The 24,182-nt window shown below is 47.0% G+C and carries 16 protein-coding genes; 5 read left to right on the forward strand and 11 right to left on the reverse strand.

The window, feature by feature from the left end:
- Nucleotides 1–23 precede the first annotated feature (23 nt).
- The 3 genes from CPIN_RS27500 (at nucleotide 24) to CPIN_RS27510 (ending at nucleotide 1,883) form a co-directional block, all read left to right on the forward strand.
- A complete protein-coding gene (locus CPIN_RS27500) occupies nucleotides 24–452 on the forward strand; it encodes a MauE/DoxX family redox-associated membrane protein (protein ID WP_012793152.1) in 429 nt (142 codons plus the stop codon).
- A 93-nt stretch (nucleotides 453–545) separates the two neighbouring features.
- On the forward strand, nucleotides 546–764 hold the full coding sequence (locus CPIN_RS27505) for a hypothetical protein (RefSeq protein ID WP_012793153.1): 219 nt from the start codon (nucleotides 546–548) through the stop codon (nucleotides 762–764).
- Nucleotides 765–821: 57 nt separating this feature from the next.
- Nucleotides 822–1,883, forward strand: coding sequence for a hypothetical protein (locus tag CPIN_RS27510; protein WP_148230655.1), 1,062 nt, complete (start codon nucleotides 822–824; stop codon nucleotides 1,881–1,883).
- Here the strand turns inward: CPIN_RS27510 and CPIN_RS27515 are convergent.
- The 7 genes from CPIN_RS27515 to CPIN_RS27550 form a co-directional block, all read right to left on the reverse strand.
- On the reverse strand, nucleotides 1,877–3,235 hold the full coding sequence (locus CPIN_RS27515; protein ID WP_012793155.1) for a RagB/SusD family nutrient uptake outer membrane protein: 1,359 nt from the start codon (nucleotides 3,233–3,235) through the stop codon (nucleotides 1,877–1,879). The two genes, CPIN_RS27510 and CPIN_RS27515, sit on opposite strands and share 7 nt — an antisense overlap.
- Nucleotides 3,236–3,247: 12 nt before the next feature.
- Entirely contained in the window at nucleotides 3,248–6,490 is a 3,243-nt protein-coding gene (locus tag CPIN_RS27520; RefSeq protein WP_012793156.1) for a SusC/RagA family TonB-linked outer membrane protein, read from the reverse strand.
- Nucleotides 6,491–6,542: 52 nt separating this feature from the next.
- Nucleotides 6,543–7,778 (reverse strand): FecR family protein, encoded by a 1,236-nt coding sequence (locus CPIN_RS27525; RefSeq protein ID WP_012793157.1) that lies wholly within the window; start codon nucleotides 7,776–7,778, stop codon nucleotides 6,543–6,545.
- 704 nt (nucleotides 7,779–8,482) lie between these two features.
- On the reverse strand, nucleotides 8,483–8,863 hold the full coding sequence (locus CPIN_RS27535; protein WP_012793159.1) for a response regulator: 381 nt from the start codon (nucleotides 8,861–8,863) through the stop codon (nucleotides 8,483–8,485).
- Between the two features lie 27 nt (nucleotides 8,864–8,890).
- Nucleotides 8,891–12,502, reverse strand: coding sequence for a response regulator (locus CPIN_RS27540; RefSeq protein WP_012793160.1), 3,612 nt, complete (start codon nucleotides 12,500–12,502; stop codon nucleotides 8,891–8,893).
- Between the two features lie 84 nt (nucleotides 12,503–12,586).
- Nucleotides 12,587–13,240, reverse strand: a complete 654-nt coding sequence (locus CPIN_RS27545; RefSeq protein WP_245552039.1) for a basic secretory protein-like protein — start codon at nucleotides 13,238–13,240, stop codon at nucleotides 12,587–12,589.
- A gap of 100 nt (nucleotides 13,241–13,340) precedes the next feature.
- Nucleotides 13,341–14,762, reverse strand: a complete 1,422-nt coding sequence (locus CPIN_RS27550; RefSeq protein WP_012793162.1) for a DNA recombination protein RmuC — start codon at nucleotides 14,760–14,762, stop codon at nucleotides 13,341–13,343.
- Nucleotides 14,763–15,060: 298 nt separating this feature from the next.
- Here CPIN_RS27550 and CPIN_RS27555 point away from each other — a divergent pair, with 298 nt between their 5' ends.
- Complete coding sequence (locus tag CPIN_RS27555; RefSeq protein ID WP_012793163.1) at nucleotides 15,061–15,666, forward strand: porin family protein; 606 nt, start codon at nucleotides 15,061–15,063, stop codon at nucleotides 15,664–15,666.
- A gap of 81 nt (nucleotides 15,667–15,747) precedes the next feature.
- Here the strand turns inward: CPIN_RS27555 and CPIN_RS27560 are convergent, their stop codons facing one another.
- Genes CPIN_RS27560 through CPIN_RS27570 form a run of 3 tightly spaced genes read right to left on the reverse strand, consistent with a single transcriptional unit; the run spans nucleotide 15,748 to nucleotide 19,711 of the window.
- A complete protein-coding gene (locus tag CPIN_RS27560; RefSeq protein WP_148230656.1) occupies nucleotides 15,748–17,445 on the reverse strand; it encodes a DUF885 family protein in 1,698 nt (565 codons plus the stop codon).
- Between the two features lie 8 nt (nucleotides 17,446–17,453).
- Nucleotides 17,454–18,701, reverse strand: a complete 1,248-nt coding sequence (locus CPIN_RS27565) for an NAD(P)/FAD-dependent oxidoreductase (protein ID WP_012793165.1) — start codon at nucleotides 18,699–18,701, stop codon at nucleotides 17,454–17,456.
- A gap of 8 nt (nucleotides 18,702–18,709) precedes the next feature.
- Nucleotides 18,710–19,711 carry a 4-hydroxyproline epimerase gene (locus CPIN_RS27570; protein ID WP_012793166.1) on the reverse strand — a complete coding sequence of 334 codons (1,002 nt, stop codon included), beginning with the start codon at nucleotides 19,709–19,711 and terminating at the stop codon, nucleotides 18,710–18,712.
- 226 nt (nucleotides 19,712–19,937) lie between these two features.
- Here CPIN_RS27570 and CPIN_RS27575 point away from each other — a divergent pair, with 226 nt between their 5' ends.
- The gene (locus CPIN_RS27575; protein WP_012793167.1) at nucleotides 19,938–23,549 is read left to right on the forward strand and encodes a PAS domain S-box protein; all 3,612 of its coding nucleotides are present in this window, start codon (nucleotides 19,938–19,940) and stop codon (nucleotides 23,547–23,549) included.
- A 303-nt stretch (nucleotides 23,550–23,852) separates the two neighbouring features.
- On the opposite strand, the gene CPIN_RS27580 is transcribed toward CPIN_RS27575, so the two are convergent.
- Complete coding sequence (locus CPIN_RS27580; RefSeq protein ID WP_012793168.1) at nucleotides 23,853–24,095, reverse strand: hypothetical protein; 243 nt, start codon at nucleotides 24,093–24,095, stop codon at nucleotides 23,853–23,855.
- Between the last annotated feature and the right edge of the window lie 87 nt (nucleotides 24,096–24,182).

The raw sequence follows: 24,182 nt of genomic DNA on the forward strand, positions 1-24,182 counted from the left end.
ATATTAGACAAGCGTTATATCCTATGTCAAGAAAATTGTTATCAGACATTCTATCTGCTCTACTGGTATTCCTTTTTATTTATACCGGTATGAGTAAATTGCTCGACTATCATACATTCCGGCGGCAATTGGGACAATCGCCTTTTATCACTTTGTACGCGCCTGTTATCGTCTGGGCACTACCATTGGGGGAAATAATTATTGCGGGACTACTACTCTATACCCGCACACGTTTAATGGGGTTTTATCTTTCTTTTTTTCTTTTAAGCCTTTTTACATTTTATCTGGTAGCTATGCTGCGGCTTAGTTATTTTATTCCTTGTTCCTGCGGAGGTGTTTTACAACATCTTTCATGGAACGCACACATTGTTTTTAATATCGTCTTTGTCATACTATCAACTATCGGGGTACTGCTGCACGCAAAACAACAAAGTGCACAACCAGCCAACTGATTTCTGATTTCCGGTATAAACGGCATTATTATAGGGGGAAGCCGAAAACCTTCAGAACAGAGTAGGCATTTATTTTATTTAATAAAACACACCATGAAAAAGACACTTTCATTAGCGTTTTTCGCTGCCCTGTGCGCAGCAGGAACTGCATTTGCCGGCAAACTGCAGGCTGACACTGAGTGGTTACTGAACGATGGTTCCGTTGTAACCGGAACTTCCACTGAAGTTAAAATCATCTATTGCGGCGCAGCAAATACTGTTCAATGTGCGGTAAGCCTCACCGGTCCTACCACCATCATCAGAAAGAGCTGATAACATATTATGGCAGGAAGCACTTATGTAATCTTCCTGCCATACTACCAAACCATTATGAGAAAGAGCATTTATACCTTGTTGTCGCTCCTGGTAGCGGCATTTTTAATTATTGCAGTATTAGTATGGATCGCGCCGGCGCCTAACAAACAAGCCAATGGCTTCAACCGGTATTATCTGCACCCATTACCTTTACCTGCCATCGGAACAATACCCGCCACCAATATCCTGGATATCGTCGGTGCCGACGATAGTCTGTTCTATTTTTCAATCGTACAACAACCATCCGGCGTCATCGCCACATCATTCCATCCAGGCGCGCAAACCGATACACTGAACATTCCCTTGCAGGCATCCTTCAGTAATGCAGTCAGCGCATATTTCTTTACACAGGTCAATAACAGGCACATTACCGTGTTTGGTTATAACCTGCCTGTTATCTACAATACTTCGCGTACAGATAGTAGTCTGCATACCTTTACCAACCTATCTGCCGGCGGTTTTTCACAGGGTTATTTACTGCGTGACGGTAAACATTTTATACTGCGGAAACTGAATATCAGCGAAAAAGATCAGCTGTTCATACGCGCCAATACTGAGAATGACAGCATCCTTACTGAAAACGGTTTGTCTGAACTGCACAGAGATGGTGGCATGAGCACAGACGGTACACTGACATATGACAGGCAGACAGGACTATTGACTTACATCCATTTTTACAGCAACAGATTTTTCACCTTTGACAGTAGTCTGCAACGTATCAGTAACAGTCATACCATCGATACTTTTACCGTATCAAGATTTGAAGTAGCCGCTAATAAAGATGAAAACAAACAGGTGTATACAAATGCCGGACCTGATCAGATGGTGAATGGTTTCAGCTGCGCTGATAACAACAAACTATATGTACAGGCTAAATTAAAAGCGGACAATGAAGACGAAAAACTATTTAACGAACATTGTGTGATCGATGTGTATGAAATCAGCTCAGGTAAATACCTGGGTAGCTATTATCTTGATATTCCTGCCCATACAAAAGTCAATCAGCTCTTCGTACAGGGAGATAAACTGGTAGTACACTGTGCGGATAATATCTATGCCATACAACTGGCTCACTGATACCCGTCATTCTGTGTAAGATGAGGGTTCCTGTTTCGTTCCTCCTGTGGTATCGGATAAAGCGCTGCCGTCGTTTTCCAGGAAGGCTTTAATATGCGCATCACGGAATCAATGCTGCCGGTTCGTTTTAAACTAAACCAGCGGTCGCCCCATTCCGTGAAAAGTTCCATGCGTCGTTCCCGCTCAACATACATGAGACAGGAATCTCTCATAGTGCCTGCGGACAAAGGAGACAATCCAGCCCTCGCTCTCAGCACATTGAGATCTGCAATTGCACTGCCTGTATTATCCAGTCTGGCCGCCGCTTCCGCGCGGATAAGATACTGCTCCTCTATACGCAGCAGCATCACATATTCCTCTTTTCCGGGTAAAGCAGCCGTACGGTTACGGTATTTACTACTGTTATAATAAAGCGCACCGCCATAGAAAAACGGACTGGTCCAGCTGGTTCTTCGCTTATCATTCGCTTCAAACGTGCGCATAAAATCTGCCGTGAATGGATAAAGTGAAAAACCACCTACGACTGTTAAAGGCAGAAAAGTTTGTCCGGCAAAAGTATATCCTTCATTACGCCACAACTGTAATATCGCCGGACGACTATTCCGCAGAAAGACGCTGTCAACAGCAATCAGCGGGGTATACTCACCGGAATTAATCACTGCGGAAGATAAGGCCAGGGCATCCTCCCATCTGTCCTGTTGCAGATAGACCCTCGCCAGTAATGCCATGACAGCCCATCTGTTTGCCCTTACCTTTTCACTGCTTACATAAGCGGGCGGCAACAAGGCAGCAGCAGCAGAAAGATCGGCAATGATCTGTCTGTAGATATCCACTTCCGGCGTTCTCGCCGCCAGTGATGTCTCATTGACGTTAGTCGTAGTCACTAATGGTACTTCTCCCCAGCAGTTCACCAGGTAATAATAACAGAATGCTCTTAAAAAACTGGCTTCTGCTTTCAGTTGCCGGCCCTTTTCAGTGGACACCCCCTTGCTGGCGCTGATGCCTTCCAGTATCGCATTGGCGCCATATATCACCTGGTACATTCTTCTCCAGCAGGATAACAGCTGTACATCTCCCGGTGGAATAGCATTATTGGCATATACCTGCTGATAGCTGTTCAGCGGAGAAAGTTCATCTGCTGTCATGCCGTTAATCAATGGCAATACATTACTCGGGAAATAATCAGACAACTGAAAATAAAGATCTGCCACCGCAGCATCTGCCAGGCGATCATCGTTATATATGTCTTCGGCGGGAATCTCGTCAGAAGGCGAGTCCACCTCTATCAGCTTCTTACAGGAAACTGTGAGTGAAAAGCAGCAAATGATAAAATACAATACACGATACGACATGCGCTTCTCTGCTTATAATGTTAACTGAATCCCACTGGTAATAACCCGCAACACAGGTGTCAGGATCTGCGTTTCCGGATCAGCGCCTTTATAACCGGTGATGGTCAGCAGGTTCTGCCCCTGCAGATAAAATTTACACAACTGTAGCCGCACCTTTCTCAATACCGCTTCAGGCATGGTATAAGAAATATAAACGTTCTTCAGCCGCACATACGAAGCATCCTGATACCCGGCATTTGACAAGGGTAACATACTGCTCATATCATATGCCGTATTACCTGCAGTCGCCGTTGCACGGGGAATATCCGTAACGTCTCCTGGTTTACGCCATCGCTCCAGGCTCTCTGTCAACTGGTTGGCAAACTGCCCCGGACGAACAGAAGGAAATGTTCCCTCTTGCTTTACAAACTGCCAGAAAAAACCAAGGCTGATATTTTTATAGTGCAGATCATTCTGTATGCCTCCATAAAATTTCGGATCCAGGTTAGCTATCGTCACATAATCATTCAGCGAGGATAGTTTACCATCATGATTCACATCTTCAAACCGGGGAACGCCTGTCTGTGGATCTACACCTGTAAAATGATAACCTCTTTTGATATTCAGCGACTGCCCTATTACAAAAGCATTCGCATAAGATGATACAGCAAGACTATTGAATCTTCTGAGTTTGTTGCTGAAAAAAGAAATATTCGCAGCCGTCGTCCAGCTAAAATCCTGCCGTTTGAAATTATTTGTCCGTACCTCCAGTTCCCAGCCGGTATTCTCCACTACTGCAGGCAGATTAGCCTGGTAACTGGTAAAACCGGTCACACCGGGCAACTGATAACCTACCAGCTGATTACTGCTGCGGTTACAATATTTTGCTGCCGAAAAGAAAAGTTTATCATTGAGGAAACCCAGTTCTATCGCCGCCTCCATCTTCTTATTGGCCTCCCAGCTGTACCTGTCGTCTGCCAGCCGTAAAGGCGCCAGGGTATTATCGCCTGTATAATTGCCGTTCGTGCCGTAGTTACGCATATACTGATAGTCCGCGATCTGGTCATTACCAGTAAAACCACCACTCGCTCTTAGCTTACCAAAACTCAGCCAGGAAAAACGGCGTACGAATGACTCTTCTGTAAATACCCAACCGAGTCCGACAGAGCCAAAATCACCAAACTGTCTTCCCGGTCCGAAACGGGAAGAACCATCACGCCTGTAACTCACATTCAACAGGTATTTTCTTTTCCAGTCATAAGTAAAACGGCTGAAGAAAGACACATAACGGTACAGTGCATAAGAGTCCGGCCGGTATATAATCGTATCTGCACTTTCCAGGGATTCCATCACGGCTTCATCCGCGTATCCCTGACCAATAGCCTGTGTACCTTTACGGGTTGTTTGTTGCCAGGTACCGCCAATTAATGCATGTATATTACCTTTTCCAAGACGCAGGTTGTAATCTGCCTGTGGTTCGACAATAAAAGATTCCCGGTTGTTGTTTGCAACGCGGATAAAACTGGTAGGTGCATTATTCGGATGTTGGGTAGACTGTGGAAAGGAAAAAAACTGCTTCATCCGTATATCGGACAACCCCAGACTGGTTTTCAGAATAAGCCCGGGCAATACCCTGTACCGCAATACCAGGTTGCTTAACAGATTATTGGTCTTGCTGTTTGACTGTTGCTGCAGCGATGCCAGCGGATTGTCAAAAGAAGAGCCCCAATAATAATGACCGCTGCTGTCGTATAAAGGATAATCAGGTGGGAGCGTATAAAATCCGAAAATATCATTCGCAATACTCCGGTTATTATCTGCCACAAAGCTCGCTGAAAAAGCGGCTTCCAGACGCTGCTCCGGATGATGGTGCTGAAAACTCAGATGAAAACCACCCCGGTGATATCCCAGGTCGGCCGGCAATACGGTTCCTTCTCTGTAATAATTCCCGCTCAAAAGGAAGGTATTGTAATTACTGCCACCCGAAAAACCCAGCTGTGCATTGGTTACAGGCGCTGTACCTCCCATGAGTTTTTTGAACCAGTTGGTAGACAGTGTCGTATCCCAGAGCAGGAGATCCGGGGCATTGGCCACTGTCGGCTGTACACCATCATTCAGAAAAGCCTCCCTTCTGATGGTCAGGTAATCTTTGATCCCCAGCAGGGACATCTGTCCTGCTGTGACGCCAATACCTGTACGTATATTCAGGTCTAAGCGGGGATCTCCCGCCTCTCCCTTTTTTGTCGTGATTAATATAACGCCATTGGCCCCTCTGGACCCATAAATGGCAGTCGCATCTGCATCTTTCAGTACGTCGATACTTTCAATATCGGCGGGATTGATACTGGTAAAAGGACTGATACGTCCGGCTGCGCCGAACAGGTCTTCTGTATTATTCAGTGGTGTAATATCGAATGGTACACCATCAATGATGAAGAGGGGATCATTGCCCGCAGCAATAGAGTTCCGGCCACGGATAAACAGTTTTATCTGCGCACCGGGTAATCCGTTGGTACTGGTCACCTGTATGCCCGGAATCTGCCCCTGTAAAGCGGATAATACATTGGCTACCGGTTGATTGGCTAACTGCTCCGCCGTCATCCGGCTGACAGCTCCCGTTAATCTCCTGCGACTACTGGAACCATATCCGATCACTACAGTCGCATCCAGGGTATTGACAGCATCTCCGAGCTTTATTTCATGCAGAGGCTCGCTGCGCAATATGGTATCTATCGGACGGTAACCCAGTGAAGAAATACGCAATAAGGCTCCCGGCGATACGCCAGCCAGTACAAACTCTCCGTTAGCCCCGGTGGTGACCCCACGGGAAGTCCCTTTTACAAGAATAGTAGCGCCGGGTACCGGCTGATTGCCGATATCCGTAATATGGCCACGGATAGTGACCATCGTTTCTACCGTATTGCTCAGTTCTGCCTTTTTATCTGGTTCTGCAACCTGTAGATAAATGCGTTTTCCCTGTTTCAGCCAACTGATATTCCTGTTCTGTAAGACATAGGTGAGTACTTCTTCCCAGGAGGCATTTTTATAATTGAGAGAGATCTTTTCGTTGCCGTCGATAATGGCATTATCAAAAACGAAAAAATACCCGGTTTGCCGGGTAATACTTTTGAAAACAGTAGTGAGTGGAATGTGTTTACCGGTAATAGTAACCCTCGCCCCATCCGTTGTGCCCTGTGCTATCATTCGGGTAGCTGGAAACAACAGACAGCACAGTATCAATAGGATCCTGATCGCCTTACAAACATGCTTTACCATTTTTTCAATTTATGGTACGTATATCATAGCTGGCTTTCGACTCAGATGTGGCTTATTTTGTCCTAAGATATATTTTATCATTCGTAATTCTGAACGTTACACCGGATGTTTTATCAAGGCTCTCCAAAAAATCTGTAAGCGGCTGATCACGTTCGATCACACCCGTCAGCATTTTGTTGGCCAGCGCCGGATCGTCAAATAATAACTGTTTGCCGTACCAGTGGGAAATAACGGCTTCCAACGTACCTAATGGTTGATTATAGTAGGCATATTCTCCTTTTCTCCAGCCCAGTGTGATCGCTTCGTCAAAGCTTTGCTGTTGCTGGCGGTAGCCCTTACGGTATACTGAGGCCATACCAGGTTTCAGATAAAGGCTGTCATTCTCCTCCGTATCGCTCACTACGCTTCCTGATACCAGTGAGGTAACAATCAGGGAGTCATTATAAGCGTTCACGTTAAAGGATGTACCCAGCACTTTCACAGAAGTTCCGGCAGTATGTACAATAAATGGTTGATCTGCTTTCTTTGCGATATCGAAATACGCCTCTCCCTCCAGGTATACTTCCCTGTTATTGCCATCAAAGGAGAACGGGAAGCGGAGACGTGAAAAGGCGTTCAGGTGTACGACAGAACCGTCGGACAATTGTACTTTGTAATCTTTACCGGTAGGAACGAAGAGTGTATTCCAGCCACCCGCACCGTCTCCCGGCTGAAATGACAACATACCATCCCGCTGGTGCAGGAGCGCATTCTGTGTATTGATATCGGCGGCGGTATTGGTAGCAAGACGTACGGTATCTCCTTCTTCCAGTAAGAGACGTACATCGCCCCATGCAGGAATAGCGGCGATCTCAGTTCCCCTGTCACCCTTCACGGCTGCTGAACGGCCACCCAGCAGATAATATCCGCCGGTAGCGATCAGTAAGGTGATCGCTGCTGCCAGCCACCATTTGTTGCGGGAACGGGGTCTGCCATCTTTCTGTAAGGAAACTACCCGTGTTTCGTCCACGGCGGCAGGTATAATGATTGTATTTTTCTTTTCGGGGTCTTTTTTCTCCTTGTCTGCGTGTAATAAGGAGAGTACGCTGCTCCACGCCCGTTCGTTATGAAGGTCATTCATAAACTCGGGGCCGGCCACGTCGCGTGCGCCTTCCAGCTCTTCAAGACAACGTTTGACGTTGGGATCCACCTGGGCCATCTGCTCCAGGTAACGGTTGTCTTCATCGCTGATATCGCCGCTTAATTTCTCCAGTATCAGCTGGAAAATATGTTCCTGATTGTAACTCATGTGGGAAAAACAAAGTTCTTACTCGTTCTGGGCAATAGGTTTTTCGTTGGCACTCATAGTCTTGTCCGGAGTATCAGGGATCTTAGGGCTGCTGTACTTTTGCTTATCAACACCTGAATACTATGTAATATAGTTGAAAAATCCGGTCGAAATCTATCGTCTGATAATAAAGACAAACTGATTCCTTCACTACAGTCCATCGACACCTGTCTCCTTCGCAGCATCAGAAATCCCTGTAAAGGTACAAGAACCTGCTGCATTAGTAAGAACCCCGGATCGTTTGTCAGACGGTTATTGGACCCTTTTTTCAGTATTAGTACACAATTGTTATGTACCAGTCTGTAAAAATAGCCTCCAACTGAATGTTCTATTTCCAAATATAATTTCTCTTCCCATACCTTCACAAAAACACTTCTTACCAGCCCCTCCGCATCTTCCATATTATTCAGCATCATCCGTGCTTTCAAACAGAGCGGCTTATAATATTTCATGAAGAAATACTGATAAGCTTTTATTTCGCCCTCTTTAAGCGCAATAAGCATTGCCGAATCATCCATTTGCTGCATAAGAGTTGTTTTGGGGTACGTTAACAGTTGTTAACGTAAATATCCGTTTTCCCGCAGCGCAAAAGAGTTAATTACATGTTAACACGCATATATTATGCATTGTTTCACAGGTGAAAGATAAATAATATTTGGGCTTTATCACATATTGAATTTATTTTTCAGGATGTCGAGCAGTATATCCTGGTCTATAGGCTTGGAAACATACTCGGAGGCGCCTGCTGCCAGGCATTTTTCACGGTCCCCCACCATCGCCTGTGCTGTAACGGCAATAACAGGTATGGCGGCAGTACGAGCATCTCCGCGTATTCTGCCAAGTGCCTCATAACCATCCATTTCAGGCATCATCATGTCCATCAGTACCATACCAATGTCCGGCTGATCTGCCAGTAATTGTAACCCCGTCTGTGCATCCATTGCTGTGATACAGTCGTATCCCTTGGCTTTCAATACCATACGCAGTGCGTATATATTCCTGGTATCATCATCGATGATCAGCACTTTCTTTGAAGAGGATCCCATGCTGTTTGTATTCTTAGTCTTTAATGATCAACCTCTTGCATTATCATACAACCAAACCCGTAACAACGATACCAGCTGGTCTATATCTACCGGTTTGGAGATATAGTCGGAAGCACCGGCTTTAATACATTTCTCACGGTCGCCCAGCATCGTTTTAGCGGTCACCGCCAGTATCGGCAGGTGTCTGTATTTAGGGATGTCCCTGATGGTCCGGATCGTCTCATAACCATCCATTTCCGGCATCATCATATCCATCAGTACGATATCTATCTTAGGATTATTTTCCAGCTGCTGCATTGCCTCTTTTCCATCCAGCGCAGAAACGATCGTCATCTTATGCTGCTCCAGCGCTTTTGTCAGGGAGAAGATATTACGCACGTCGTCATCTGCAATCAGCACGGTTTTGCCTTGTAATACTTCTTTCAGCGGCGCCTGTTGTTTTCTTGCCGGCTTGTTATGTCCTGCTTTTTCTTCCACCAGGTGCAGGAACAACGCTACCTCATCCAGCATACGCTGATAGGAATGCGCTGTTTTGATCACGATTGAATCTGCATACTGACGGATACGGTTTTCTTCCGCACGGGACAGGTTCTTACCCGTGAAGATGATAATCGGCAGGTTTTCCAGTCCGGGGTTGCTCTTCACCGTTTCCAGGGTCTCATACGCATGTTGGTCAGGTACCCCCATATCCAGGATCACACAATTGACGTCCTTCTTCTGTAAAGCCGCAACGCTGCTGCTGATATTGCCCGTGATCTCCGTACTGACATTAAAGTTTTCCAGGAAGTAAGCCAGTGCTTCTGCATGTTTCGGATTCTCCTCCACGATCAGCACTTTCTTCGGATTCTTTGTCAATGCATTCTCTAATTGCTGGAAGATCTCCGGCATCTTATCCAGTGCCATCGGCTTGTTGATGAAATCTACCGCGCCTTTCTGCAAGCTCTCCTTCTTCGCTTCCAGTGAAGAAATAATATGCACCGGAATCGGACGGGTCACCGGATTGGATTTGAGCGCTTCCATTACCTGCCAGCCACTCTGTACCGGCAATACGATATCCAGCAGGATAGCCGCCGGTCTGTAACGTTGCGCCATCTCAATACCATAGTCTCCACGTACCGCCACAACTCCTTTATAACCACGCTTACGGGTGAAATCCAGCAGGATACCTGCGTATTTGGTATCGTCTTCTACGATCAGGATGATCTTATCTTCCGCCTTCAGGTTCTCCCTGTCATCCGGTATTTCCTGTGGTATTTCCGTTGCGATATAATCGTCTCTCTTTTCTTTCGCCCTTACCGCTTCATGATACACTTCCTCCGCCTGTTGCTGTGTGGCTTCCTGCACGGGTTGTTCCCTGTTCTCCTGTGGACGAAGCGGAATCGTTACAACGAACTCACTGCCATGTCCAGGCTCACTTTCCAAACGGATCTCTCCGCCCAGCAGTTTCGCCAGTTCACGGCTGATGGACAATCCTAATCCTGTACCACCATATTTACGACGGGTAGAACCATCGGCCTGTTTAAAGGCTTCGAATATAACCTGTTGTTTCTCAACCGGTATACCGATACCCGTATCTCTCACTGCAAATCTCACGATGGAAGGATCCTGCGCAACCGCCGTCACCTGGAGGGTAACAGCGCCTTTAGCGGTAAACTTCAACGCATTTGACAACAGGTTTTTCAGGATCTGCTCCAAACGCATCTTGTCCGTCTCTATCAATGCCGGCGCATCTGACATCACCTGAACATTCAGTGCCAGGTTCTTTTCGCGGGCAATAGGTCCGAACAGCGCCTCCATATCATTACAGATCTCATGTACCGGTACCGGCGCATATTCCAGGTCCATCTTACCGGCCTCTATCTTGGACAGATCCAGGATCTCGTCGATCAGGTTCAGTAAGCCCTTACCGGAACTCTGGATTACCTGCGCGGATTCTATCTGATCATCTGAAAGGTTCTTTTCATTGTTCTCCGCCATCAATCTGCTCAACAACAGAATAGAGTTCAACGGGGTACGCAGTTCATGGGACATATTCGCCAGGAACTCTGATTTATATTTCGTGCTGATTTCCAGCTCTTCTGCTTTCTTCTGTATTTCCAGGTTACGTTCTACAATCACCTGGTTGCGGTCTTCCAGCAAACGGGAACGTTCTTCCAGTTCCTGATTGGCCTGTTGTAGTTCTTCCTGCTGTACACGCAATTCTTCTTCGGATGCCTGCAGCTTTTGCGCCTGTGCTTCCAGTTCGGTATTGATATTTTCCAGTTCTCCGTGTTGTACCTGCAACTCTTCCGACTGTGCCTGTGTTTCTTCCAGCAATTCCTGCACACGACGGCGGTTCTCTGAAGTATTGATCGACAGTCCGATATTATGCATCACTGATTCCAGGAATGCCAGGTCATTAGGGGTATAAGCAGTCAGTGAAGCCAGTTCGATCACACCTCTTACATATCCTTCATAATGGATGGGCACTGCCACTATATTCCGCGGACGGATCTCGCCGCTGGCGTAACTGATGGTAATATTTTCAGGGGTAATATCCTGTAACAGCAATGTTTTGCCACTGATAGCACATTGTCCGACCATTCCCTGTCCGATAGGAATTTCCCGGCGGTTGGCGGTGTTGGCCAACGCAAAGCTGCCAGACAGGTATAATCTGTTATCCGGACCAGTGAGATACAATGCACCTACCTGGCTGTGTGTATATTCAGCAAGGAATTCGACGATATGCCCGGTCAGCGTTTCCACGTTCTTCTCTCCCACCATCCTGTCGTTCAGGCCAGCCACTCCTGTCTGGTGCCATTCCTTATCAGCCAGTTCGTTGAAGGAGGTTTCCAGGGATAGCGCCATCTTATTCAATGATACTGAAAGGCTACCCAGACCGTCTTTTTCTTCATCCCTTACACGGATGCTGTAATCACCTGCAGAGATCTTTTCTGCAATACTTCGTATAATATCAATACGTCGTGTGATCTCACGGTCCTTCTCTTCCAGGGCTTCCTGGAGGCGGGAACGTTCATCAAAATCGCGTTTGACACGTATATAAAAGACGGAAGTGATCAGCAGGGCTAACAATGCGGCTATCACGATAAGAAGAGGCGTATAGCCGGAAATACGGTTAAGGTTGGCCGTACGGATGACCAGTAGTCTCTTCTCTCTGTCTTCCATAGTACTTACCAGTCTGCGCGCATCATCCATAATAATACGTCCGCTCTGTAAGGTATCGAAGCTGATTATCTGTCCGGCCTTACGGACCTGGATGGATTCCCGCAACAAAGATTGACGGCGTACTACCAGGAGGCGCAACTGCTCGACGGCTACCTGTTGCTCGTTATTGTCCTGTGTGAGTTCTTTCAGGTTGTTGAGTGTGGCCTGTACACTGTCATAGGCGCCTTTATAGGGTTCCAGGAAACGGTCGTCTCCTGTCAGCAGAAAACCACGCTGCCCGGTTTCCGCATCCTTCATAAAGGACAATGTATTTTCCAGTTTTAGGATCACCGTATTAGTATGATCCACCCAGTAGGCACTGGCCAGGAGATTGCGAATACTAAAAAAAGAGGCGACGGAGCTCACCACCAGCAGTAGCAGTGACACCCCAAATCCAATCAGCAGATTCCTTTTAAAAGTAGCTTTCACTTTCATCCATTATAGTTAATACCTGTAAATACTTTAGCCGTGTATATCATCAAAAGGGTCCCGCCCCTTGCGAGACAGGACCTTTTGGAATTAAATGGCCGGGTTGGCAGCATATTCTTTCCACAGTTCATCCAGTGTGCTTCCGGTAAGCTCCTTCCAGATCTCAGCTGTGTATTTTTTTTCTCGCATTGAGGAATCGAGTTTCCTCACTATGTTCTTGTTCTTATGCTTTTCGAGCCATAAGAGGAAACGTGCAGTGATTCTGTAGCTCTGTGTGTAGTGCTGTTTTTCGTTAAATTCAGGCAAAGCCCATTTAGCGCCGGCATTATCTACACCCATTTCATTTCTCACATAATCAGCAATACCTTCTGTGATCCAGCCTGGACCAGCACGGTGAGGATAAGCCTGTACGATGTGCATGGCTTCATGCGTTACGACATCAATGTCTCCCGGGTGACTACGAAACCAGGCAGGATTGAAAGTAACTACATCTCCGCTGGTAGCAGCAACGCCGTCATAGGCAGGATCAATCACAAAAGTTACCTTTTTTGCAGTTTTCTTGTTGTAGCGCGCAGCTTCTTTCGGATAAACCTCAAAGAAAGCCTCGATCAGCCGTTTTCCGACAGCAGTGTCGAAATCAGGCGCTTTGTTCGTATACTCCAGCGTATAGCCTTTACGGGTGATCGTTTCTGTCTGCTGCGCATGTGTCAGCGCCGGCAGTGTACAAAGGGACAGGCATAGCATGCCCACAGTTCTTTTCAGACCTTGAGTAGAGTGGACCATTAATTACGTGGTTGTTGTTTAATACAAATTAAAAATCAGCCACAAAATAATCAATATTGTTTCACTTGTTATCCTCTCCCTCTTCCGGCAGCGATTCTTCCTGTTGCAGGGCACTGTATCTGACACCCGCCTCTATTGGCTTTACGTCAGGCAGCGGATGCTTCAGCGCTGGTCCCAGACTGTACAATTTCCGTGCCTGTGGCACAAATCTGCTTTCAAGGGAGGCCACGGCATCGTTGTAGTGATTGAGTACCGTTTTCAGACTGCCGCCTATGTTAGTGAAGTGTCTTAATAAGACGTTTGTACGGTTATACAACTCTATCCCTGCCATGCGTATATCCTCGATATTGGCCGCCACATGCAGCTGCTGCCATACAAATCCTACCGTACGTAACAAGGTGATCAGGGTAGTCGGGGTGGCAAATACCACCTTATTGCGGATACCGTCCTCTATCAGGGTCGGATCTGCCTGCAGGGCTGCGCCAAAGGAAGATTCGATCTGCATATACAGGATCACGTAGTCGGGCGAATGCTGCCACTGACTCCAATAAGCTTTGGCACTCAGCTTCTTCAGGTGATCGCGTACCGCTGCGGCGTGCTGGTTCAGGAATACTTTGCGCTCCTCTTCATCCTCTGTTTCAAAAGCACGCATATAAGCGCTCAGCGGCACTTTAGAGTCAACAATAATGGTCTTTCCTTCCGGCAACTTGATAATCATATCCGGACGTAATACACCGTCATCCGACTGAACAGACACCTGTTCATTGAAATCACAGTGTTCCGTCATACCGGCAAACTCCACCACCCTGCGCAGCGCAATTTCTCCATAACGGCCCCTGATATGCGAGGTCTTCAGCGCGCTCACCAGGTTATGCGTTTCCTTTTGCAGCTTTTCCGTGCTTTGCTGGATGCCGAGTATAAACTGGTTGATCTGGCCGTACTGCTGTTGACGGTTGCTTTCCAGCTGACGCATATTTTCGTCAAAGCGGTGCAGGGTCTCGTTCAGTGGCTTTACAAGTGCATCTATTGCCTGTTGCCGCTTTTCCAGGTCACCTTTAGCATCCGTTACCTGCGTTTCCAGCACCGATTTCGCCAGCGCCACAAAAGAGGCATTGTTGTGCTTCAGCGCTTCCGCAGAAATGGAATTGAAGGCTTCTTTCAGCTTCTCATTAGAATGATCGATAAATTCCTGCTGTTCACGCAGACGGTTCTCCGCTTCCCGGTACCGGGCCTCCCCGTTACTTTCAATGCGGATCGTCTCCTCCTGCATGATCTGCAGACGGGTATGCAACTGCCCTATTTCAGATTGTTTATCCTGCACCTGGGTACGCAGGCCCCCTGCTGTCTCATGGAGGGCTGACAATTGAGTTTCCAGAACGGCAATGCTGGTTTTTAACTGATTACTCCTGATGACAACCTTTATAACCGCTCCCAGTGCGGCACAGGAGATCAAAGCGAAAATTATTACGATAAGATGGTCCATATTCGACCACAATGTTACTGGAAAACAATAATAAATAAAAAAAGAAGAGCGGCGTTCGGCAGGCAATAAAAGACACTTTTTTGCAGTTCGTCGATAATTACAGCGGTTCTGTCCTGTTAGTGTCAGGTCATTTTAAACCCCTGCCCCTAAACTACATCTAAGATCTGACAAAACTTTTAGGACATAATAATTATGATCTAGCATGAATTACGTATGTTTGCCCGCGAATTTTTTAGCCTGAATTGCGGACGAGCGACGTAATTCATTTTTGATCATCTGTAATCGTCAATTAGTATCTATGAAAAAAGGATTATTACTGGCAGGGATCCTTGCAGTAATTACAGGAACGGCAGCTACTGCACAACGTGTAAATTACGGGTTAAAGGCCACGTTAATGTTCTCTAACGTTAAGGGTGAGGGCATTAATCCGAACTATAAACCAGGATTTCAGGGAGGAGCTTTCTTCGAATTCGACCTGTCAAAGGACAAAAAATGGGGTATCCAGCCGGAATTGCTTTTTACACAGACTTCAGCTAAAAAAGGAAATGACTTTGCCCAGAAATATGTGACCTATCACAATACACAAGGCAGAGACAAGATCAAGATCAGTGCAGTAAGTATTCCATTAATGGTACGCTACTCACCGATCCAGGCGCTGACCTTTAATCTCGGTGCACAGTACACTTACATGTACTTCATCGATGAAAATCTGCTGAAAGCTAACAGAGACGCCTTTAAGAAGAGCGATATCGGTGCTGTTGCCGGTGCCCAGATCAATGTTGGTAATGTTCGTTTCATTGGCCGCTACGTGCTGGGCCTGACCAACATCAACAATATTCCGGCGCCTCAGTACGATTGGAAGACACATCAGATTACACTGGGAATAGGCGTTGCTTTTAAATAAGCATCTCCTTATCATCCGTATTGTACGATATTATCGGGCCTGCACTAGGTGGCAGGCCCGTTTTTATTATAAGAACATCCCTCATAACTTGTAAAAACGCCAGTTCGTTTTGAAATCCTTTCCGATCCGCTGATTCGTCAGTATTACACGTACCATTTCTACCGGCAGCGAATTCTCCTTCATCACCGCATCATGGTACTGCTGATAAGTCATCTTACCGCTGTCTACCAGCTCCTTTTTAAGCGCCATAAACTGTAATCCGCCAATCATATACGCCACCTGGTACAAAGGGCTGTAATCGCCTTTAAATGAACGGCGCACTTCTCCTGCCGCATTTGCCCTTTCATGCCCGACCCTGTCCACCAGAAAATCAATACATTGCTGCGGTGTCCATTTCCCCAGGTGATAGTTCAGCGAAAAAAGGATACGCGCACAACGGTGCATCCGCCAGAATAACATCCCGATACGGTCCTCTGGTGAACGAGGAAATTTCATATCCCACAATAACATCTCCCAGTACAGTGACCAGCCCTCAATCCAGAAAGGTGTATCAAAATTGCGATACGTCTTATAACGGTTGTTCATGAACTCTTCCAGCGCATGACCGGCAAACAGTTCATGGTGTACCGTAGCGCGGGAAAAATGCGGATTATTCCCTCTCATACTCATCAGCTTATCCGCCTCTTCCATATCACTGGTCGGATAGGAAATACTCAGCACCTCTCCGCCTGTAAAGAAAGGATTCACCAGTTGTCTTTCCGGCGTCATCATGATCATCCGCCAGGTCTCAGCCGCCAGCGGCGGAATCGTAATCAGGTTCTTCTCCTTCAGAAAAGCCATCGATTCATCATATATTTTCATGATGACATCCGGTTGTTCTCCGGCAGGCACATACGTATTCTTCACCTTCTCCATCGCCTTATGCCAGTCCTTTCCGAATCCCATTTCCTCACTTGCCTTCAGCATTTCTGCATCACAGAAAGCAAATTCCTTATTGGCAATGTCAATTAATTCTTCCGGAGAATAAGGGATCAGCTCACTTTGCAACTGCCGCACCAGTTCGGCTCTTCCAATCGGATAACCGGCTATACCGCTACCATCGTCTTTACCTCCCGGCATGGTCTTAATCTGTTGCTGCCAGATCTCTCCATAGGCTTTTAACACACTATCCAGTTGTTTGTAGGGAGCCGGGATCCACCACGTGAACTGCGGATCGTAACCCTCATAAAATTCATGCACACTATGCAAAGCAGCCTGTAACCCTCTGGTAATCGCCGCGCCTCTGCGGAGCTGGACAATATTCAATCCTTTTGCCGTACTCAGTTGTTTCGCCTTTTCCTGCAAGCCGATAGACATCTCCCTTAGTGTCAACGCCAATGCCTGTGCATCCTGTTTCGTTCCTCTCCTTCTCAGCTTCTCTGATGCATAGATCTTATCCGCCTGCGGAAACCAGTCCGCCACCTGTTTATACTCCGTCTCTTCTATCTCCAGCTGCCGTACTTCATCCTGTAATTTCCGTTTGAAGAGCACGTATTCTACGCGTTCTCCGACGGACAATTGATCAAAATCCAGCCCGTTCAGCTGTTGCAGATAATCGTTGTAAAAAACCTTTAACCGGTCTCTTCTTTCCGGCGCATTTTCTATCCGGTAGAAACGCAGCAAACTCCCCCTGTCAGCATTATAATGCTGTTGAAGAGCGGGCATGTCCTTTTCCTGCGCAAAGCTCCGGCCGGCTATCAGACAGCCAGCTGTTAACAAGCAGTAAATCACTTTCATCATAAGTTCGTTTAACTGAATCTTTCAACTTTAAAAGGTGAGATATCCATGGATAATGGCGCCCGGGTCACCAGTTCGCCGACCAGCTTACCCGTCGCTGCTCCCAGACTGATCCCCAGCATGGAATGCCCCGTAGCTACTGTCACATTCGGATAACGTTCCAGTGTTCCGATATGCGGCAGTCCATCTGCGCTGCACGGACGGTATCCATACCAGACATCCTCCGCTGCCGGTAAAGGGATATCATAAGCCGGAAAATATCTTTTTACAGACTCCAGGATGCCCTGTACCCGCTGCATACGCGGAGGGGCATTGAGTCCGGTAATTTCCATCGTACCGCCAAAGCGGATCTTATTCCCGTTCATCGGAGAAATTGCCACCCTGGCTTCACTGAGAATAACCGAATGTCTTACCTTATAGGGCCCATTTTCAAAGGTAACAGAGTAGCCCCGGCCTCCCACCATCGGGATCTTCAATTGTAATTCCCTGGCCAGGTCACGGCTCCATACACCTGCCGCCACTACAATATGATCAGCCGCGTAGACGGCAGTCTTTGTTTTGACGCCCTTTACCTTATTCCCATCCGTAATAAACCCTGTTACTTCCTCATTGCCCCTGAACTGTACACCATGTGTCCGTAACCAGTCTTTCAGACTATTCATCAGCTGATTCGGATACAGTTGTGCATCACCAGGGAAATAAACCGCTCCTAAGGCATTTATAGCCGTATCCGGCTCCATATTTTGTAGAGTGGCCTTATCTATCAGCCGGGCGTCCAATCCCAGCGATTTGGCCTCTTTTATCGTCTCCTCCGCATGATGTGCGTTCTCCTCCGTATTGAATAATTCCAGCATCCCTTGCGGGTCATAGGAAAAGTCCAGTCCGGGTGTCTGTGTCCACTCCTCATACAGCCTTTTGCTCAATAGTGCAATATCCCTCAACGGTACCGCAGATCGCTCCACATGTGCACGAGTCGCACTTTTCATGAACTGCCACCCCCAGCTGATCATATCCGGACTCAGACTGGGCCGGATATAAAAGGGGCTTTTAGCGTTGAGCATCCATTTTAAGCCTTGTCTGACAATACCAGGCGTCGCCAGTGGCACAAAATGACTGGGACAGATGTATCCCGCATTGCCATAGGAACATCCCTGCTGCATATCCGTTCTGTCGATCACAGTCACTGCATATCCTGCCTGTTGCAGATAAAAGGCACTGCTCAGACCTATAATTCCTCCGCCGATAATGAGTACTTCCATATTGTAGTTTAAATCACCTGTAATCCATATGCATACGGATCATCTTCCGGGTCTATTGTAATGGTATTATATCCGTAAATCCTTGCCCAGCCTTCGATACCTGTTCTGATAGCAGGTACACCGGCCACCGTCGTTTCTTCTTCTATCGTACCGATAAAGCGGGATCCGATGATACTCTCGTGAATAAAGTCGTCGCCCTTTTTCAGTTTGCCTTTGGCATACCATTGCGCCATACGTGCCGAAGTACCGGTACCGCAGGGTGAACGGTCAATGGCCTTATCACCGTAAAAAACAGCATTGCGGGCAGTAGACGCAGGGTCCATGACCGCGCCGGTCCATAATACGTGTGAACATCCGTTTATATGAGGATTGTCCGGGTGTATGAAGGTGTATTTTTCATTGATGCGTTTCCGCAATTCCCTGGCCCAGCCGATCAGCTGAGAAGCAGTATAGTGCTCTAATCCGGGAAAGTTTTCCTGTACGTCTACAATCGCATAATAGTTGCCTCCATAAGAAACGTCCACTGTCAGTGGTCCCAGATCCGGGCACTCTACAACCAGATCCGTCGCTGCCAGATAGGACGCCACATTAGTCAGCTTGACGCTTTTCACTTTCTTACCTTCCTGTTTGTATTCAATCAGCACCAGTCCTGCCGGCGCCTCCATACGTACCAGTCCGGGCGTCTTTGGCTGGATCAGGCCTTCCTCAATGGCAATAGTGATCGTTCCAATGGTGCCATGTCCGCACATCGGCAGACAGCCACTGGTTTCGATAAACAGTACCCCCACGTCATTGGCAGGATCATGCGGCGCATACAGGATGCTACCGCTCATCATGTCATGACCACGGGGTTCGAACATCAGTCCCGTTCTGATCCAGTCATATTCTTTCAGAAAATGATTCCGCTTTTCACTCATATTATTTCCGTGGAGCGCAGGTCCTCCTCCGGCTACTAACCTGACGGGATTCCCACAGGTATGCGCATCGATGCAAAAAAATGTTTTCTTCACGAGTCCTTTTGGTTCTGTTTAACAAGATTTGGTTGATCACCCTTTTTTCAAAAATACCAGTTGAGGTTGAATAGGAGATTGCAGGTTTTCACCAATGGTGTGCAGAAATTAACATAAATAAGTAACATCTCACAGGATAAGTTTCACTCTCTATCCAAGGCTTTTTTATTGAAAATCAGTATGTATTGATTATCTGACTATATTGCACTTATAGTTCCATGTCCATATGAATGAGAATGCTGCCCCCAAAAGTGAGATGGAAAGGTTAAGAGCGCTCCAGGAGTACGGGTTGCTGCAACTCATGCCCCAGCCGTCCCTCGATCAGTTTTGCAGACTGGCCCCCCTTATCTGTCAATTTCCCTTTTCCGCAATCTGTATTGCCGGAAATGACCAGCAACTGATCATTTCCGCAACCGATGTACCTGGTATACAGGAAACGTCTCCTGACTGGGGCTTTATGCAGCAGATCCTGCACAAAGGCTTATTCACCGAAGTAACTGACACCCTGAACGATCCCCTCACCCGCGATAACAAAGCGGTCGTGACAGCACCCCATATACGCGCATTCGCGGGCTTTCCCCTGCGGGATAAACAAGGCTTTCTGCTGGGGGCATTCATCGTCCTGCATACCGAACCTGCCCGGCTGACCAGCAACGAACAAACAGCCTTATCCATCCTGGCAGAAAAGATCTCAGATACTATACAGACCAACCGGCGGAGACAGGAAATGCATTATTTCACCAGACTGTTTGACCTTTCCGAAGGACTGGTATGTATCACTGATTTCTCCGGCAGACTATGGCAATTCAATAAAGCATTTACCACTGTACTGGGTTGGCCGGAAGCAGACCTGCAAACAATGTCCGCACTGGACCTGGTACACCCCGACGATACCGCCAGTACAGGAAAAGAACTTGCTAAAATGGGAGAAGGAGCATCAACCATCTCTTTCACTCACCGTGTAAGGACGGCAGAAGGCGATTACCGCCTGATACAATGGGTGGCTACGCCCGAACCACACACCGGGAACATCTTTGCCATGGGCCGGGATATCACCAGCGAAACACTCAAGGAACAGGCCCTGATCGAAAGTGAAACCAATGCCCGTACCTTCTTCGAAAATTCGCTGGGTATGATGTGCCGGCATGACCTGGACGGTCATATCACCTACGTCAATAAGGCCAGTGCCGACAGCGTCGGATACAGCATCGAGGAACTGCTGCAAATGAACCTCTATCAGCTGATCCCGCAACAATACCATGCTGATCTCGACCAATACCTCATCAATATCAGGATCAAAGGTAAAATAACGGGCCTGATGCATACACAGCATAAGAAAGGACATATCCGTATCTGGCTGTTTAACAATGTACTGATCAATGATGGCAAAGGCAGCGCTTATGTCATAGGCAATGCCGCAGATATCACAGAAAGACACGAACTGGAAACAGATCTCAAACGCACAAAGGAACTGCTGGAACGTACCAACCAGGTAGCCCGCATCGGGGGATGGGAGGTTGATCTTGGCACGCAGCAATTACACTGGTCGACCGTCACCTGTGAGATCCATGAAGTTCCCGAAGACTTCAACCTCACACCAGATAATGCCATGTCTTTTTATACCGGCGACAACCGCATACTACTGGACGCCGTCGTAGAACAAGCCATCACTAACGGCTCCCCCTGGCAGATAGAATTACAGATCACTACCTGGCGGGGCAGAAAGTTATGGGTCAGATCCATCGGACATGCAGAGTTTGAAGACGGTGTGTGTAAAAGACTGTACGGCACCTTCCAGGATATCGACGAAAAGAAAAAAGCGGACCTCGCTATTCAACAGTCCCGGCAACTACTGGAAGATGTCCTGGAATCTGCGTCGGAAGTCAGCATCATCGCGACTGATCACGAAGGCATTATCACCCTCTTTAACAAAGGCGCGGAAAGATTGCTGGGTTATAAAGCAGGTGAAGTCACCGGAAAAGAATCCTGGACCATCCTCCATGCAGAAGAAGAAATCATGAACCGGAGCATTGAATTATCAGCCCTATCCGGACAGCATATCGAAGGCTTTGAGGTATTCACGTATGTACCCGAACTGGAAGGCTCTGAACGCCGGGAATGGACTTATATCCGTAAAGATGGCTCACAGATCATCATATCGATGGTCGTAACACCCATCAGGGACAATGCAGTGATCACCGGTTATCTGGGTATTGCCGTGGATATCACCGAAAGAAAGAAGGCAGAACGCGACCTGAAAGAAGCCAAAATACAGGCAGAATATGCCAGTAAAGCCAAGTCTGAATTCCTGGCCAATATGAGCCATGAAATCCGTACGCCGCTCAATGGCGTCATCGGCTTTACTGACCTAGTGCTCAAAACCGCCCTAAATGAAACTCAGCAGCAATATGTAGCCATCGTCAATCAATCCGCCAATTCCCTGTTGAGTATCATCAATGACATACTCGACTTCTCCAAGATCGAAGCCGGCAAAATAGAACTGGATATCAGCAAATGCGATATCTATGAATTTAGTAGTCAGGCCAGTGATATATTAAGTTTTCAGGCGCAGCAAAAAGGACTGGAAATGTTGCTGAACGTATCCCCTGAACTACCGCGTTTTATGTGGGCAGATATCGTCCGGCTGAAACAGATCTTACTGAACCTTTTAAGCAACGCGGTTAAATTCACCGAAAAAGGAGAAATCGAGCTGGAAATAAAACCGATCGCTTACCCCTCCGTTGGTATGACGACCATCCGTTTTGAAGTGCGGGATACTGGTATCGGCATCCGTAAAAACAAGCAGGAAAAGATATTCGAAGCCTTCCTCCAGGAAGATATTTCCACTACTAAAAGATATGGCGGCACCGGACTCGGACTAAGCATTTCCAACAAACTCCTGGCCCTGATGGGCAGCAAGCTGCAACTGGAAAGCACCACCGGCAAAGGCAGTACCTTCTTCTTTGATCTCAATGTCAGAACGGAAGACGGCCAACCAATCGAATGGGGGAACATGGATCTTGTCAGGGATGTACTTATCGTAGATGATAATATCAACAACCGTACGATCCTCAAAACCATGCTGCAACTCAAAAACATCCGTTTTGACGAAGCCGCCAATGGTATTGAAGCGCTACAATTCCTGATGACCAAACAGCATTATGACGTCATCCTGATGGACTACCATATGCCTGTCATGGATGGCATCGAAACCATCCGTAAAATCAGGGAGAATTTCAGCGAACTCGATAAAGATCCCGCCATCATCCTGTTACACAGTTCGGCTGACGACGAAAAGCTGATCAAAGCCTGCGAAGAACTGCATGTAAGTCAACGGCTGCTCAAACCCATCAAAATACAGGAGATGTTTCATGCCCTGTCTCATTTGTACACGAAAGAAGATATGGAGAATACACTACAGGTAAATAAAGAATCCCGAAAAATAAAAGGTAATATCAGAATACTCATTGCGGAAGATAACCCTATCAATATGCTGCTGGCCACCACAATTATCCGGAAAATCGCGCCGGCGTCCCAGATCGTAGAAGCAAAAAATGGCCGGGAAGCGGTGGAAAGCTGTGAACAACATTTGCCGGATATGATCTTTATGGACATCCAGATGCCTATTGTAAATGGCTATGAAGCGACCGGCAGGATCAGGGAGCTGAGTCCGCATGTACACATCCCTATTATCGCACTGACAGCCGGTAATGTGAAAGGAGAACGCGATAAATGTTTGGCGGCTGGTATGGATGATTTTGTCACCAAACCTTTTGTTGAGAGTAATCTGGTCGCAGTGTTTGAAAAATGGCTTACAAAACGGTCTGTAGGAAGATGATCTTTTCGGCGCAAACGCCCGTCCGCTCCGTTCTTTTGGCTTATTTCTACCATTAAACCCTTACTACACCGCCATTATGCCGTTATTTGTCCGTTCATGAACGAAGAGATAACGGCATAATGGCGGTGTAATAACGGTATTATACGGAGAACAGATGCCTACACTAAAAACGGAAATATACGCCTCTGTTTGTAGCGATTGCCAACTCAAACAGCGCTATAATCCGACTAAGCATTTCCATGCTCCTTGCATTTTCATACCAGCGTCTGGCATCTCTGTATTCTTTCAGATGCTGCAAAATAATTACTTTCGCTTCGGCTGAAAAGACGATATCATCCTCCCCTTCTCCGATCTGCTATGATTTTCATCATTGACAATCCACCACACATCCTCCATCAGATATATATCACTTATCTCCAATAAAAGCACATTCGGATGATCTATATGCTGGTGGCCCCAGCCTACAAGTTCATAATAGTCGGTTGTTTCTTCGTCTACATCTTCCGTAGGAACAAAAATCAGGTTTGTCCATTTAGCTGTATCCATAGGTAATTCCAAAATCCGTTAACAGGCTCATTTTAAAGGCATAGATCGCTTCAACAAACTTACACACTAATACCAGCATCTCAAAAC

Source organism: Chitinophaga pinensis DSM 2588, assembly GCF_000024005.1.
Classification (GTDB): Bacteria; Bacteroidota; Bacteroidia; order Chitinophagales; family Chitinophagaceae; genus Chitinophaga; species Chitinophaga pinensis.

What these genes read in the sequence shown, in the direction of transcription:
- CPIN_RS27500 (WP_012793152.1), top strand. Translation starts at nt 24, where the DNA reads ATGTCAAGAAAATTGTTATCAGACATTCTATCTGCTCTACTGGTATTC.
- CPIN_RS27505 (WP_012793153.1), top strand. Translation starts at nt 546, where the DNA reads ATGAAAAAGACACTTTCATTAGCGTTTTTCGCTGCCCTGTGCGCAGCA.
- CPIN_RS27510 (WP_148230655.1), top strand. Translation starts at nt 822, where the DNA reads ATGAGAAAGAGCATTTATACCTTGTTGTCGCTCCTGGTAGCGGCATTT.
- CPIN_RS27515 (WP_012793155.1), bottom strand. Translation starts at nt 3,235, where the DNA reads ATGTCGTATCGTGTATTGTATTTTATCATTTGCTGCTTTTCACTCACA.
- CPIN_RS27520 (WP_012793156.1), bottom strand. Translation starts at nt 6,490, where the DNA reads ATGGTAAAGCATGTTTGTAAGGCGATCAGGATCCTATTGATACTGTGC.
- CPIN_RS27525 (WP_012793157.1), bottom strand. Translation starts at nt 7,778, where the DNA reads ATGAGTTACAATCAGGAACATATTTTCCAGCTGATACTGGAGAAATTA.
- CPIN_RS27535 (WP_012793159.1), bottom strand. Translation starts at nt 8,863, where the DNA reads ATGGGATCCTCTTCAAAGAAAGTGCTGATCATCGATGATGATACCAGG.
- CPIN_RS27540 (WP_012793160.1), bottom strand. Translation starts at nt 12,502, where the DNA reads ATGAAAGTGAAAGCTACTTTTAAAAGGAATCTGCTGATTGGATTTGGG.
- CPIN_RS27545 (WP_245552039.1), bottom strand. Translation starts at nt 13,240, where the DNA reads ATGCTATGCCTGTCCCTTTGTACACTGCCGGCGCTGACACATGCGCAG.
- CPIN_RS27550 (WP_012793162.1), bottom strand. Translation starts at nt 14,762, where the DNA reads ATGGACCATCTTATCGTAATAATTTTCGCTTTGATCTCCTGTGCCGCA.
- CPIN_RS27555 (WP_012793163.1), top strand. Translation starts at nt 15,061, where the DNA reads ATGAAAAAAGGATTATTACTGGCAGGGATCCTTGCAGTAATTACAGGA.
- CPIN_RS27560 (WP_148230656.1), bottom strand. Translation starts at nt 17,445, where the DNA reads ATGATGAAAGTGATTTACTGCTTGTTAACAGCTGGCTGTCTGATAGCC.
- CPIN_RS27565 (WP_012793165.1), bottom strand. Translation starts at nt 18,701, where the DNA reads ATGGAAGTACTCATTATCGGCGGAGGAATTATAGGTCTGAGCAGTGCC.
- CPIN_RS27575 (WP_012793167.1), top strand. Translation starts at nt 19,938, where the DNA reads ATGAATGAGAATGCTGCCCCCAAAAGTGAGATGGAAAGGTTAAGAGCG.
- CPIN_RS27580 (WP_012793168.1), bottom strand. Translation starts at nt 24,095, where the DNA reads ATGGATACAGCTAAATGGACAAACCTGATTTTTGTTCCTACGGAAGAT.